The sequence below is a fragment of the Psychrobacter sp. JCM 18903 genome, from assembly GCF_000586475.1.
Classification (GTDB): domain Bacteria; phylum Pseudomonadota; class Gammaproteobacteria; order Pseudomonadales; family Moraxellaceae; genus Psychrobacter.
On record NZ_BAWJ01000022.1, the window covers coordinates 23490 to 37617 of the forward strand.

At 44.2% G+C, this 14128-nt stretch carries 9 protein-coding genes and 3 pseudogenes; 8 read left to right on the forward strand and 4 right to left on the reverse strand.

Features of this window, described 5'->3' with window-relative positions; all coding sequences use genetic code 11:
- Positions 1-60: 60 nt before the first annotated feature.
- Positions 61-1082, reverse strand: a pseudogene (locus tag TT12_RS12965) (proline racemase family protein).
- 329 nt (positions 1083-1411) lie between these two features.
- Here TT12_RS12965 and TT12_RS12970 point away from each other — a divergent pair.
- Complete coding sequence (locus TT12_RS12970; protein WP_045455507.1) at positions 1412-2215, forward strand: helix-turn-helix domain-containing protein; 804 nt, start codon at positions 1412-1414, stop codon at positions 2213-2215.
- A gap of 9 nt (positions 2216-2224) precedes the next feature.
- Here the strand turns inward: TT12_RS12970 and ggt are convergent.
- Both ggt and TT12_RS18685 read right to left on the reverse strand, forming a co-directional pair.
- A pseudogene (gene ggt, locus TT12_RS18680) lies at positions 2225-3267 on the reverse strand (gamma-glutamyltransferase).
- A 121-nt stretch (positions 3268-3388) separates the two neighbouring features.
- On the reverse strand, positions 3389-4168 hold the full coding sequence (locus tag TT12_RS18685; RefSeq protein ID WP_279378912.1) for a gamma-glutamyltransferase: 780 nt from the start codon (positions 4166-4168) through the stop codon (positions 3389-3391).
- 180 nt (positions 4169-4348) lie between these two features.
- Here TT12_RS18685 and TT12_RS12980 point away from each other — a divergent pair, with 180 nt between their 5' ends.
- The 3 genes from TT12_RS12980 to TT12_RS12990 all read left to right on the forward strand — a co-directional run bounded on the left by TT12_RS12980 (position 4349) and on the right by TT12_RS12990 (position 8047).
- Complete coding sequence (locus tag TT12_RS12980; RefSeq protein WP_045455510.1) at positions 4349-5473, forward strand: hypothetical protein; 1125 nt, start codon at positions 4349-4351, stop codon at positions 5471-5473.
- A gap of 14 nt (positions 5474-5487) precedes the next feature.
- Positions 5488-6381 (forward strand): hypothetical protein, encoded by an 894-nt coding sequence (locus tag TT12_RS17815; RefSeq protein ID WP_045455513.1) that lies wholly within the window; start codon positions 5488-5490, stop codon positions 6379-6381.
- A gap of 151 nt (positions 6382-6532) precedes the next feature.
- A complete protein-coding gene (locus TT12_RS12990) occupies positions 6533-8047 on the forward strand; it encodes a hypothetical protein (protein WP_045455516.1) in 1515 nt (504 codons plus the stop codon).
- 161 nt (positions 8048-8208) lie between these two features.
- On the opposite strand, the gene TT12_RS12995 is transcribed toward TT12_RS12990, so the two are convergent.
- The gene (locus TT12_RS12995) at positions 8209-8745 is read right to left on the reverse strand and encodes a Spy/CpxP family protein refolding chaperone (RefSeq protein ID WP_045455519.1); all 537 of its coding nucleotides are present in this window, start codon (positions 8743-8745) and stop codon (positions 8209-8211) included.
- A gap of 267 nt (positions 8746-9012) precedes the next feature.
- Here TT12_RS12995 and TT12_RS19160 point away from each other — a divergent pair, with 267 nt between their 5' ends.
- The 4 genes and pseudogenes from TT12_RS19160 to TT12_RS13015 all read left to right on the forward strand — a co-directional run.
- Positions 9013-9750 carry a response regulator transcription factor gene (locus TT12_RS19160; RefSeq protein WP_502685190.1) on the forward strand — a complete coding sequence of 246 codons (738 nt, stop codon included), beginning with the start codon at positions 9013-9015 and terminating at the stop codon, positions 9748-9750.
- On the forward strand, positions 9725-11197 hold the full coding sequence (locus TT12_RS13005) for a histidine kinase dimerization/phospho-acceptor domain-containing protein (RefSeq protein WP_243443703.1): 1473 nt from the start codon (positions 9725-9727) through the stop codon (positions 11195-11197). The genes TT12_RS19160 and TT12_RS13005 overlap by 26 nt, the downstream gene beginning before the upstream one ends.
- Positions 11198-11776: 579 nt before the next feature.
- The gene (locus TT12_RS13010; RefSeq protein ID WP_045455523.1) at positions 11777-12505 is read left to right on the forward strand and encodes an ESPR-type extended signal peptide-containing protein; all 729 of its coding nucleotides are present in this window, start codon (positions 11777-11779) and stop codon (positions 12503-12505) included.
- Positions 12506-12567: 62 nt separating this feature from the next.
- Positions 12568-14128 (forward strand): annotated as a pseudogene (locus TT12_RS13015) (hypothetical protein); the annotation flags it as partial.

A 14128-nucleotide genomic window follows, 5' to 3' on the forward strand; every position in this document is an offset into this window, starting at 1 on the left:
TAAGAGTGTTCACGCGTTTATCAATAAACCTGTCATTTCATAAATAATGCTGCGATTTTATTAAGATGGGATTCCCCATTTAAAGGGATCGTCTTCTTGCACCATGAGCGTGGTTTCAGCACAAACATAAGCATGACCACAAATCGTTGGGATGATGGTTTGTGCCGGATAAGCTGCACCAGCTGGATTATTGAGCCTAGTACTAAGATCGGTACTCAGATCAGTATTAAGCTCAGATACATACTGATAACTGCCAGTAAATACGCTGCCGACGACGCTTGTTGCTGCCATAATTTTTCAGGAGCGAGTTTATTGTCAGCCGCTAGGCAAGCAAGTTTGGCACTTGTGCCGGTACCACAAGGGGAGCGATCGTAGGCTGAACCTGGGCACAAAACAAAGTTTTTACTATCTACTTGTGTATCATCGCTATCGGCAAATAACTCAATATGGTCAATCTCGCTACTGTTTTCGCCAGTGATATTAGCAGCGACCAGTGCTTGTTTGATTTGCATGGTTACTTGAGTCAATTTTTCGACATTATTTGCTTGAATGTCTTGTCCATGTTCACTGACCAAAAAGAACCAGTTGCCACCCCAAGCGATATCACCGCAGATAAGCCCTAACTCAGGAACGTGAACTTCGACTTGTTTTTTATAACGATAAGAAGGGACATTTTGTACACTGCAGCTGCCATCATCATGTAGGGTTGCTTTAACCAGACCTACGGGAGTCTCAAGCCAATGTACGCCTGCTGATATTTTTTGTTGATAAGCTAAAGAGACGATGACGCCAATCGTGCCATGACCGCACATGCCCAGATATCCAGCGTTATTAAAAAATATAACGCCCGCTGTGGCTTTAGGATGGCTTGCGGGAAGAAGTAGCGCGCCAACAAGGACATCATTGCCACGAGGCTCTAAAATGATGCTTTGACGTAGATGATCAAAATTTTGTTTGAAGGATTGCAGCTTGTCTTGAATAGTATCGCCGACGAGGTCAGGAAATCCGTCATAGACCATGCGAGTAGGCTCACCGCCCGTATGCGAGTCGATAATTTTGAAGTTAAATAGAGAAGAATCCATGACCGACATCCTAATTCATCCGTGAAAAAGTAACATTCCATTGTTGTCTGTTAGACCTTGTCAAAACCATCCTGTTAACGCGGTCTGTATATAGAATGAACTTTTTTAGATACAGCGTCTTGCTGTTTTCTGATGAAAAAATGCGCATTCCTGCACAGTGGCTCGGTGTACACTAGAGGCTATAATGATGGTGTTTAATGGTCAAAAGACATCGTGAGATAGCTTCTGATTAAGTAGTGTTTTGATAGAGGTTTACTATCTTTAGCGAGAGATAAGCAAGCAGTATTGCTTGTTCATGACTGGGATTTAGATGACAGGGATGACATAGGATGATGGATGTAATAGAAGAGGCGGGGCTTGTCGGCCTTACTGCCTCGTTGCGGCAGAGCATGGCTACTTATTATTCAGAAAGTAGTGAGGCATTTATTGGTAATGTCTCATTATTACTACCTCTACTTGATACTTTAAAGAATGTGGTGTTTTTTGTGAAAGATGAGCAGGCACGCTATCAGCTGGCAAACAAAACATTGTTAAAGCGTTGTAAGTTAAGTCAGCATAGTGATATCGTGGGATTTACCACTGAGCAGGTGTTTTCTCATCAGCAGAGTAAGGATTATATCTTGCAGGATATGAAAGTGTTGCGAGATGGGAAATCAATCGTTGATAATTTAGAGCTGCACAGTTATGCATCTGGTCAGTTAGGTTGGTGCATTACCAATAAACTGCCTATCTATAATAGCAATCAACAAGTGGTCGCAATGGTTGGGATATCCGTCGATATTGATGAAGATAACGAACGCATTTTACGTAAGCATGCGCGCTTGGCGGAAGTCGCACAGTTTGTACGTGGCAATCTTGATCAGAAAATTAATATCGCAGAATTGGCGGAGCTGGCACATTTGAGCTTATCGCAGTTGGAGCGCACCTTTAAAGCGGTGCTCAATATGTCGCCCTTACAGTTTGTACAAAAGCTGAGATTAGAATATGCGGTTAAGCTATTAGCCATGCCTGAGATGTCAGTCACTCAAATATCATTGAACTGCGGCTATAGTGATCATAGCGCCTTTAGCCGCCAGTTCAAACAATTTACAGGCTTGTCGCCCAGCCAATTTCGCCAAATGCATTTATCATAAAAAGTTAAATCAGTATCCAACCACAGCTGCATCAACGATACGTGGATCAGACGAGCCGTAGACACCATTTGGCGTAATCATAATCGACTGGGTTGAGCCCATGGCTGATTTTGGACTGACCGTATGACCCATTGATTCAAGCTTTTTAACCGTATCAATATTCAGTGCTTTTTCGACCCGAATCTCATCAGGCAGCATTGGTCATGGATACGCGGTGCGTGAGTAGCCTCAGCAATATTCATATCATGATCGATGACGTTCGATATTATTTGGGTAACGGTGGTGATGATGCGGCTACCACCAGGGCTACCCGTGACGATATATGGTTTACTGTCTTTAAATATCAGTGTCGGACTCATAGAAGATAATGGGCGTTTATTGGCTTCAACGGCATTTGCTTCACCGCCCAATAATCCATAACCATTAGGCACACCCGGTTTGGCAGAAAAATCATCCATCTCATTATTGAGCAATATCCCCGTACCTTCAGCGACAAGACCTGTGCCATAAGAAAAGTTCAGCGTATAAGTATTGGCTATTGCATTGCCATCTTTATCAACGATAGAGAAATGCGTGGTCTGATCACTCTCATAGGGTAGAGGGTTGTTGGCTTTGATGGTAGACGCTGGTGTGGCTTTGTCTGGATTGATTAAGGTGCGTAGTTTATCCGCATAAGCCTGAGAAGCTAAACCGCTGGCAGGCACATCGATAAAGTCAGAATCGCCCAAATACTCTGCGCGATCCGCATAAGCTAGCTGCATGGCTTCCGCCATTAAATGAATGGTTTGCGCGCTGTTTTGACCGTAGTCTTTTAGCGGATAACCTTCTAAGATATTTAAAATCTGCACGATATGAATGCCACCAGAAGACGGCGGTGGCATGGAGACAATCTCATAACCACGATAATCGCCTTTGACGGGCACGCGAGCGATGGCTTCATAGTTGGCTAAATCTTGTAAGCTCATGCTACCACCAGCCTCATTGACCGCTTTGACCAACTTACTTGCGGTTTCTCCTTTATAGAATCCATCCGCCCCTTTTGCGGCAATCAGTTTAAGAGACTTTGCAAGCTCCGGTTGTTTTAAACGCTCACCGGGTTGATAGCGCTACCATCAGGTTTAAAGAATATCTTTTTGGTACTTGGCCATTTTTGCATGCGATCGCTTAACGCTTCTAACGACTCGGACAAGCCTGCGGTAACTTCAATACCATTTTCAGCCAGTGCAATGCTGGTGCCATCACCTGTCCGCGGCTCATCGTGCCATGTTCTTCTAATGCTTTAAGTAATCCTGCTACTGTTCCCGGTACGCCAACTGCTAGACCGTGATAACGAGACAAGTCGCTGACCGCATTGCCATCCTCATCGAGATACATATCACGAGTGGCAGCACTCGGGGCTTTTTCACGGTAATCGAGTGCCACCGTTTTGCCTTGCTTGGCATCATAAATCATCATAAATCCACCACCACCGATGTTACCTGCGCGCGGTAAGGTAACGGCTAGCGCAAAGCCAACGGCGACGCCAGCATCAACCGCATTACCACCGTCTTTTAAAATCTTGAGTCCAATATCAGAGGCGAGGGCTTCTTGGGTGGCGACCATGCCGTTCTTTGCCCAAACAGGGTGGTGAATCGCATCTTCAGAATAGATGGCTTGATCGGTCTTGGCATTGTTAATCGTGGAAGTGAGGGCATTGATTTTGGCTCTTGTCACACGCTGAGTTTCAGATATTACAGTAGGATTATCAGCCATAATCGCGAGATTGATGGCGCTAGTGTTAATCGATGTTTGGTTGATAGTAGTTGATTGATTGGTTGTCGGCTCAAGCGCGTGAGCAGATAGTGATACTAAAAATGTGCTACTGATTAACAAAATAGCCGCTTTAATATTTGCTCTACTTTGAGAATTATTGTCAGCAGTGCGTATGTTGTTTTTTGATATAGAGGTTGGCATTGTAAAGTCCTTTTTACTTGGGCGAGAAAGCAGTAGTGAGAAACTTGTTTTGTATAAAAAAACCAAAGTATTTTCTTAATAAATAGGTTCTAATATTACTAAATTGTAACGCATTGTGATATAAATAACGGTACTAATGTACACTAATTATAGACTGGCTATTTATACAAAGAGATTACTATGTCATCAAATCATATTAATAATCATAATCGACAGCGCTACTCTGAGATGACGAGTCATCATTCGTCTATCAATAATAACGACCATGTATATCAGGTAGGTAAATTGACGTCTATCGCCTTGCTGGTTGGCACTACGTCTCTGGCTCTTTTGGGCTGTCAATCAAGCCCAGCGGTATCATCGCCTGCGCTGTCAAAAAGTATGATTGATTTTAGTACCGCTGATAGCGCGCAGAGCCAAGCACAAGGACGCGCATTTAATGCCAGCCTCACAGCCAAATCTGAGCGTTATCAGCAATTATTTTACCAAGAAAAATATCCCAATACGGACAATCAAGCCAAATCACATTTACTGGCAGCTATTCGTCAGCATTTGGCAACAGAACACGTATCAGTCGCGCAAGCCAATTATCAAGCCGTTCCTTTTATTGATCCAGATAGTATCGATGCCGGTTCTAGTAGCTTGCTTAGAACAATTATAGAAGCCTATGCTTATAAGCCTGACGGTGACTATGATGAAAGTGATTATGATGAAAGTGATTATGATGAAAGTGATTATGATGAAAGTGATTATGAGGACAGGCAAACTGAGGCTATGGCAGAGTTAGCAGCGGTAAGTGCAGAGTCGAATAAATGCAATGACAATGAGGACGATGACGCTTATGAAGTCTGTGTTGTAGAGGATGTTAACTATGACGAAAACGGTTATAGTCGCAGTGACTATCAATCAGAGAGTTACGGCGAAGGGAACTATGACACCGATGATTATGAATCAGACAGTGCTTTTTCAAAGTTATCAAAATTAAACCCAAAAAGCATGATAGAGCAGTATGAAGCCGTACAAATGGCAAAACAACAACCAGAGGATGTAGAACAAGGTAGCCAATCAGCAACGTCTACGGGCGTCATTGGTCAAATGCTGAGTATGTTCCATCGCACGCCGGAACAAATAGCTGCGTCAAATGCTTATCAATATCAAAATTTAACGTTTAATAGTGTCAGTCAGTACAAACCCAAACAGCGACAACTGCAAAGCGTCTATAGCTATGACTATGTGACGCCGACGATTGCCTCATCCATCCAGATACCGTTAGCGTCGATTTTAACCATAGTAAAGTCACGGTAGACCCATCGGCAATCATGCCTATCGTGGCGCTTGTTAATCCTGAAAACACCCCTTTACCTAACCAAATGACCTCACATACCGTTAGTTTTGGGTTGCCGGAGAGTATTACCGCGCAGCTGCCGCCAGCAGTGCTTTACGATGCCGCCATTGCTGCCATACAGAGCAGCATGGCAGAGCTAGCGCCTGAGCATTTTAGCGCGGTAGATATTCGCAGTGATGCCTTTGCCAAAGAAGTCGGGGCGAGCCGAGCGGTAAAAGTCTATTTTGGCAGCAAGCAAAGCGGTGAGATGATCGGCAAAACCCTAAAATACATGACAAAATCGCTGCAGGATTATGTCGATGCCAATCCACAGAAATATCCTGATGGCGCTATGCTAAAAACTGCGCTTGCGAAAGTGCAGCTATACAATAAAGGCTACCAAAGTGCAGATGTGGGTGCGCTATTGCAGCTTATTGAGGCCATCGGTCCGATATCTTTTAATCAGATAAATTACTATTATTTAGACCGATCAGATCGCCTGCTTGCTAAGCAGCAGCGGGTGAATATCGGTGGCGACTTGATGGGTTCGACAACCAGCGTGCTGAATCAAATACGCTATGATAAAAGAAGCTTTAATAAACATGCACTAACGCCTTTATTGACCGAGTCTTTTGGCGCAAATGCTAAAGCTGCTATTGATGGCAATGCATGGATGGCAGAGCAACGCCAACAAAAGGACAGATTGCAAACGGCACGTGATGCCCGCTATGACTATAGTGGGAGCAGTGATGATTACAATGATGATGACTATAGTAGCGATTATGCAGATGGTGATAGTGGCTATGATGCAGCAGAATATGACAGTGCTGATAGTCAAGATGACACTGATATCGAAGACGATGCTGACAACAGGGTAGATGATCAATAACGCTATCTTGTCATGTTCAAGCCAATATTTATTAAGGATAAAAAATGAAAAAAGCACATCAAATCATTGCAAGTCATCTTCCGTCAGCGAGCCTTGCGTCAGTTCTTAAGGCAATCGCCTATTCGCTGGCGCGTTGGTCACAGGAGCACTATTGTTAACGGGCTGCCAATCTACCAGTCTTGACCAATCCAATGCTATGACTGCTAAGCAAACGCCAGTGGCAGCAAAGACAGCGTTGGCGACGGCGTTACAGAAACAGCGCCGACAGTCCTTTAGCTATCATAGCAATCTTGAAATTAGTAACGAGCAGCAGTTTAGCGATACAAATATTGAAATAGATGCTAAAGCGCCAGTCGCCTCAGGCTATATCGATGAATACTGCGAAGACACGCACGATCAAGCGTATGCCGCCTTAATTACCCAAGAAGAAGCGCAAAATAAAGATATTTTAGCGGCAGATTATGATGCTCAGCGAACGGTGCTCAAAGACCGCTATCTTGAGTGTACGGATGCCTATGAGGCATGGGTAGAGAGTAAATATGATAGTGAAATCACTGTGCCAGCGCTTTACCAACAGTTATTTGACAATTACGACGACCGAGCAACAGCGCAAGATATCAAAAAAGCAAAGTTGCTAGATGCTTATGTGCTAAAGCCGCTGTCTATCAATGCACAAGGCGTCTATCAGCCAATGGCTGGCAAGGCGACGATGTTGGCGAGCGTGCAGTATCAAACACGTAATCATCAAAGCAGCATGAATCAGCCGATTTATCTGGATCTCAAAAACGGTAATATTTATCTGTGGGCAGATAATTTTGCGATGTTTAATTCAGAACTATTAGACGATAAGCTCGGCACAAAGTGGCGCAACAAGTGGTTAAAGCTAGCCATTGATGATGGCAGCTTACCCAAAGGCTTTGGTAGTGAGTTGATAAAAAGCCACTTTGCCGCGTTAGATGCCACATTTGATGCCGCACCGATTAGCCAGTTTGATTATGTCGCCCCTAATACGCTAGCCTCGCTCTCTCCCAAGCTACCCGCGCATCAGCTACCAGCCATGCTGGCAAGTAACCAAGTCATTCGCCGTGTACAAAGTGCTGAGAGTTATGAGCAGTTTTATCAAGATTATATGCGTATCATCTACGAGCGGCTAAGTCAGCGATATCCAGAACTGGTTAAAGAAAGTGAGCCCTACGAGGCAAGCGACACAAATGCTAAGAAATTTACCAGTAAAGCGTTGGCGCAGCAAATGCTAGCAATGATAAAGAATGACATAGATAGTGGCTCTGAGACAATAGCGGAAACAACAGCCGAGAAAACACAAAGTGCAATGCTAGCTAATGCAGAGACGCAAGAGTTGTATGGGTTTGATAAGGGTGGTCAGCTTAAATGGCAGCACCTGCGTAGTGAGCTTCCGAGCGAAACTACTTCTAATAATATGGTCATAGATGTTTTGCAGCAGTATTCCGCTGTAAGCGCCAAAAACATGGCATTTCCCAATTTACCAAGTGATGTACAAGTGCCTAATGCCAGTAATAGTATTGATGTGCGCGAGTATGGCAGCGAGTTGATGCAGTATTATCGTGATGGCAATGGTACTGCGATGGGAAAAATGATGTTTAGTGTCATGCCAATGGCTAAAGAGAAGTTTGGAGCGATTGAATAATTCAGTACGGCGCCAGAAAGATCTTTAAAATGACAGGTTTATTTGAATCTAAATATCTGGAACCAAAAAGCGCACCGTTTATACGATGCGCTTTTTTATGTGTTCATAATCAGTCTTATAGGACATTCAGTATGAATGCAAAATAGCCTATTAATGACGAATTACATGCCTTGATGTGGTTTGCCATGCATTTTACCGTGCTCTGAGCCTTTATGACCTTTCGCTATTTTTTCAGCTTTTAATGTAGCAAGTTTTGCTCGTTGCTCAGCAGTCAATACTTGAGAGATAGCATGTTGAGTCTGTACTCGCTCAATGAAGCGCTGCTTGGTTTTAGCCGCTTGCTGATCAGCTAAGCGATTAACTGCGGCTGTATTTAGAGTGCTACTATTAGTCAATGCTTGCATCTGTTGCTGCATTTGCGCCCGTTCCAATTTGTTTTTTGTACGGTCAGCTTTACGATCGCCGTGTTGTGCTTGCATGATGGCTTTGATTTGCGCTTGTTGCGTTGCTGTTAGATCTAGTTGCGACATTGGACCTCTCATGCCGCCTTTTTTCATACCACCTTTTTTCATGCCATCTTTATGCTGCATTTTACTGGTCGTTGGTGTGGTATCAGTGGTTGCATTAACACTGGTACAAGCTGTTACGGTGAAAATGCTAGACATTGCTAATACTGAGCCCATTAATAATTTTTTCATCATCGTTACCTTAATTTATGGTGCATACGTTATTGGTTGCGAAAAAGTCAGTTTTTATCTGATCAGCTTATGAATGCTAAGTGTCCCGGATAGCCACTATCCATCACAGCTTGTTATCAGTATTTGTCGCTGATAGACGCTATATTACGACAGTTAGAGGTTACGAACATTTATGAAGTATTAAGAAAGGTAACGTTTATAGCGAATCGATAAGCAATTGACTGATAATATGGCTCATAAAGCGATTTAACGCTTAAGGAGAAAGATGTGCCAAACATACTACTAGGCGATGATGACGAAGAGTTGACCCAGTTATTACAAGAATACTTGCACAATCATGGGGTGACATGCGACTGCGTTCACGATGGTGAGGCTGTCATACAGAAACTCAAAACTGCGAGCAATAATGTGCTTAATGGTACTGCTGCTTACGACCTTTTAGTGCTAGATATTATGATGCCAAAAATCGATGGATTGAGTGTCTTGCGTCAATTGCCCAATATCAGTGATATCCCTGTCATTATGCTGACCGCAAAAGGGGAGGAGATTGATCGTATCATTGGGCTTGAACTTGGTGCTGATGATTATATTACCAAACCCTGCAATCCTAGAGAACTGCTGGCACGTATTAATGCCGTCATCAAACGTACTAGCGCAGCGACATCAGAGCATACGCCGCTACCAGAGAGCCGTTTGCATCTGGATCAAAACCAGCGGCTTTGTCAGATAGATGGCATAGAACTACAAGTGACGGGGACAGAATTTGATTTACTGGTTGCGCTACTGAAACAAAAAGGTGAGGTGGTGAGCAAAGCGTGGCTGTCAGAGCATGTTTTACAACGTGAATTACAACCCTTCGACCGTAGCTTGATGTGCATGTCTCACGACTCCGCAAAAAACTCCAACCTTTTCATGATGAGCCGATCAAAGCGGTTCGTGGTAAAGGTTATCAGCTGGTATTGTAATGATGGACTCATCGATGAACGCTTCCAAGAAAGCTATTAACCATAAAATGCTTAAGCAAACACCAAAGTTTAAAGTGCGAATCACACTATTTTGGCGTTTGTTTCTAAGTCTATTATTAACAATTATCATCACCTCTATTTTATCGATCATGGTGGAGCGCTGGCTGGTCGAAAAAGCACTAACGGCTCGCATGAACGTACAAATTGATAGTTTATTGATTAAGCGTCAAGAAATGGTTGAGGCATTAAGAGCGGGTGATTTAAGTACAGTTAAGCAGATGTATCGTCAGGACCGTCAACTCATGAATCAGATAAGTGTTTACGATGAAGAAGGGGCGATTATATTTCCGCGTTATCGCAATAGAGATGAGCGTAGGCAAAAAGGTATGCAGGGTAGTCGGCGTGAAGTAGGGCAACCATCAATGCAATCAATGGCAGCTCAGCCCAATGTGGACAATAACAGGATTAGTAGTCACGATGATAATAAAATGTCGAATGATAAGTCGTTATTCTTAAACCATATTCTGCAACCGATGATGCCAAATAGCGCTACGCTAGCTGATTTCGACAGTCGCCCTGAGCTGGCTGATGTGACGGTCGTCTTACCAGATGAGCAGTCTGTCATTATACAATTACGTCCGCATTTGCGTTTTGCTGATGTTATGGCGCTGCAACGTGGCAATTTTCCCATACGTTTGCTATTTATTCTCGTTTTTAGCGTCTTGGTTTGTATTTGGCTGAGCCGTACAATGACTCAGCGTATCCGCCGTGTACAAAATACCGTACACCGTATGATTGATGGCGATTATCAGACCCATCCAGACCTATCAAAAATGGGAGATGATGAGCTTGGTTTACTCGCGAAAGATGTGGCTAAACTATCAAAACGGTTGGCTGAGAGTGAGCTGGCACGTAAGCAGATGCTCAGTGACATCTCGCATGAGCTGCGCTCGCCATTGGCGCGTTTGGATGTCGCCACTGAGCTGACGCGGGATTTTGCGCCCAATGCCAGTCGTTATCTCGACCGTATCGATAAAGAGTCGGCACGAATGAATGAGTTGATTGAGCAAATTATCCATATTCAATCGCTACAAATGCAGCAATACACCATCGATAATCTAGAAAGTGAGGCCGTCAATCTCTCTGAGATTATTAGCGACATTGCCCAAGATGTTTGTTTCGAGTTTCAACATAAAAACGTACGCTGGCAATGGCAGCCGCCTAGCTCCTCACTAAAAATATCACGAACGGATTCTCTGACAGAGTGTTGGACCATATCTGGCAATCAAGAACAGCTGCACAGTGCGCTTGAGAATGTCATTCGTAATGCTTTTATGCATACGGCCTCTGATTCAACAGTCATTGCTGACATTAAAAAAGTGGAGATGGAGGCAATAAGCCTGCACTTCAAATCAGCATCACAGACGAGGGTGGTGGCATCGCGGATAATGACTTGGCGCGTATTTTTCAGCCTTTGTACGGCTTGACTCGGCTCGCCATCGTGAAACGGGGGGTTATGGTTTGGGGCTGGCAATCGTTCATGCGTGGTAATGGCACACAAGGGTCAGATTCATGTCTATAATCGCCAAGATGATATCCAAGGGCTGGTGATGCAAATAACATTGCCTGTTAACTCTGAAGGGGACTAAGAGCAGCATAAAGTGGCGAACACGCGCTTAAAACATCTCTAAAGTGTGTGTATAAGCGTGTGTTTTATTAAGTTTCAAAGCGGATTATTTCAAAAAAGTGGGAGCATTCAATATAAGCAAGGAGCAAAAAACATCTATATATTCATTTTTTGTTATATAATTGGATGAACGGTAATAAATGCCCGATGAGCGGCATTGTCTCTCTCTATATATTCGGTAATACTAATATATAGAGAGAGCGATTAGGGATTTTCAAGATAAAAAGTGTTAGTTGTTGGTTAACAAGATAAATAATGAACAAAAAACATTTAATCGTTATCCGCCGATAACGTGTTTTATTTTGTGATATCGACTCTCTGCAAGATGGATATTATCTCTGATTTTTAAATCTGACCAGTCTGTAAGGGAGTGCACACTATGAACCGCATCTATAAAGTAATATGGAATGAAGCCTTGAGCTGTTTTACCGCAGTTGGTGAATATGCAAAGGGGCGCGGCAAATCTTCCAAATCTAGCGTGAGCGCAAACGCGACCATCAATACGACTTCTAATCTTTCTTCTACCCAATTTTTCCGACTATCCACGATCGCCATAGGGATGCTGGCGGCTGGATTTACAATGTCACCGCAAGCTTTTGCACAAGTGAATGTCGGCGGTGGTACGGGATCTGGTACGGCAATTTCTTCTTGTAATACAAACAGTACTGAAGCGAATGCTGAAGGCAGCTATTCGGTTGCCATTGGCTGTGAAGCGGACGCTGGGCAAAACTTCAATCTGGTCGATAGAGGCAATCCGTCATTTACTTGGACGGGTGGTTCACAAAACAACTCTGGTAGTACCGCCATTGGCACTGGGACAGAAGCCGGTGACGTCGCTACTGCTCTAGGCACTCAAGCAAAAGCCATTGGTCGGTCATCTGTGGCAATTGGGGCGGCAGCGTATTCTAATGGAAATACCTCGTTAGCGCTTGGACGTCAATCGGCAGCGACTGCTGACTTTGCTCAGGCTATCGGTAATGTCTCCTCAGCAACGGGTCAAGGCTCTCTAGCTGTTGGTCATTCAGCACTTGCCTCAGGCAACGTGGTATTGCGATTGGTTCAACTGATTTTGAAAATGCAGGTACAGTGGCTGATCAAGCAAATGTAGGTTATAGAGCGAATGGACAAACTCAAGCAGTTGGCAGTGATACGATTGCCTTTGGTAGTAATGCAAAAGCGACTGCTGATAACAGTCTTGCTTTTGGTGTCGGCTCTCGATCTAACGCAGTAAATGGCATCGCATTAGGTTCAAACTCTACTGCAAATCGTGCTGGTGGTGCCAGTGGTTTTGTGCCAGTAGGAGCAGATAGTTCAGTCATCCAAGCAACGGATAGCGTTACACTTGGCGCGGTCTCTGTAGGAACAGGAGCAGCGGGTGGCAACCGTCAGATTGTAAACGTCGCAGCAGGTAGCAGTGACAGTGATGCTGTCAATGTGGCTCAGCTAACGGGGCTGTCGAATACTGTCGCTAATAATAAAACCAAGTATTATAGCGTGGACTCAGCTGCTATCGGTAATGCTAATAACGACGGAGCGACAGGTTATAACGCCATGGCGCTGGGCGGAAATGCAAAAGCCACAGGCAGCCAAACCATTGCGATTGGCAGCTCAGAATTTGGGCAACAGACGATGGCAAGTGGTGAGCAATCGATTGCTATCGGTGCTAACGTCGTGTCTAGAGGGGCATCGTCTATCGCAATAGGCGGTGATGACCTAAATTTTGCATCGAAAACTAATATCGATGGTAGTCCGTTGTCACCATTAAATAGTGGCACAGTTAACGATGTTTTCAAATCCTACGTAGGTAAAGATTTGGTAGAAACCAATCAGTACAATGTTAATACCGAAGCTGGAGGTGCTGCGTCGATAGCCATTGGTGCAAAATCGCTGTCTAAAGGTGATCTGTCTACAGCCGTTGGTGTTCATTCCAATACCTCGGGAACGGCTTCTTCAGCGTTCGGTGTTGGTGCGTCAGCTAGCAAAGATGGTTCAGTCTCTTTAGGTGCAGGCTCTACAACAGCAACAAGTGCAAGCTCTGAAAAGACAATGACAGTTGGTGGCGTGGTATATGATATCGCCGGTAATGTCATTGATGATAAGGGCATGCTACGAGAGGGTGCGCAAGTATCCGTGGGCGTAGTAGGATCTGAGCGTCAGATCAAAAACGTCGCTGGTGGAGCTGTCACTGCGGCTAGTACAGATGCCGTGAATGGTAGTCAATTATATGCGACCAATGAAGCGGTCGGAAATAATACCACGACTATTAACAAAGGCTTTGCGCTAAAAGCCGCTGATGGTAATACAGTACAGAAACCATTGGGACAAGCCGTTGAGGTAGTTGGCTCTAACAGCAACATCGACACCCGAGTAAAAAATGGCAAAATCGAAGTCGAGCTCAATGACAACTTAAACCTAGGTACAACAGGCAGCGTTAGCACTGGCAACTTATTAAACGGCACAACGGTCAATGGTCTAGGTATTGTCACTGGCGGCGTGCTCACTGGCGTCACTACCGTTAGTGGTGCAGGTGTCACGGTAACGGGTGGAAACATATTTAACCCTACCAATGCCACGTTAACCAGCAATGGTCTGACCATTTTAAATGGTCCAAGCATCACCAAAAGCGGGGTCAATGCGGGTAATAAGAGAGTTATTAACGTTGATGATGGGGTTAACGCAAAAGATGCGGTGAATTTTAGTCAGCTAGAAACGACTAATACTAATGTTACGA

What these genes read in the sequence shown, in the direction of transcription:
- TT12_RS12970 (WP_045455507.1), top strand. Translation starts at nt 1,412, where the DNA reads ATGATGGATGTAATAGAAGAGGCGGGGCTTGTCGGCCTTACTGCCTCG.
- TT12_RS18685 (WP_279378912.1), bottom strand. Translation starts at nt 4,168, where the DNA reads ATGCCAACCTCTATATCAAAAAACAACATACGCACTGCTGACAATAAT.
- TT12_RS12980 (WP_045455510.1), top strand. Translation starts at nt 4,349, where the DNA reads ATGTCATCAAATCATATTAATAATCATAATCGACAGCGCTACTCTGAG.
- TT12_RS17815 (WP_045455513.1), top strand. Translation starts at nt 5,488, where the DNA reads ATGCCTATCGTGGCGCTTGTTAATCCTGAAAACACCCCTTTACCTAAC.
- TT12_RS12995 (WP_045455519.1), bottom strand. Translation starts at nt 8,745, where the DNA reads ATGAAAAAATTATTAATGGGCTCAGTATTAGCAATGTCTAGCATTTTC.
- TT12_RS13005 (WP_243443703.1), top strand. Translation starts at nt 9,725, where the DNA reads ATGAACGCTTCCAAGAAAGCTATTAACCATAAAATGCTTAAGCAAACA.
- TT12_RS13010 (WP_045455523.1), top strand. Translation starts at nt 11,777, where the DNA reads ATGAACCGCATCTATAAAGTAATATGGAATGAAGCCTTGAGCTGTTTT.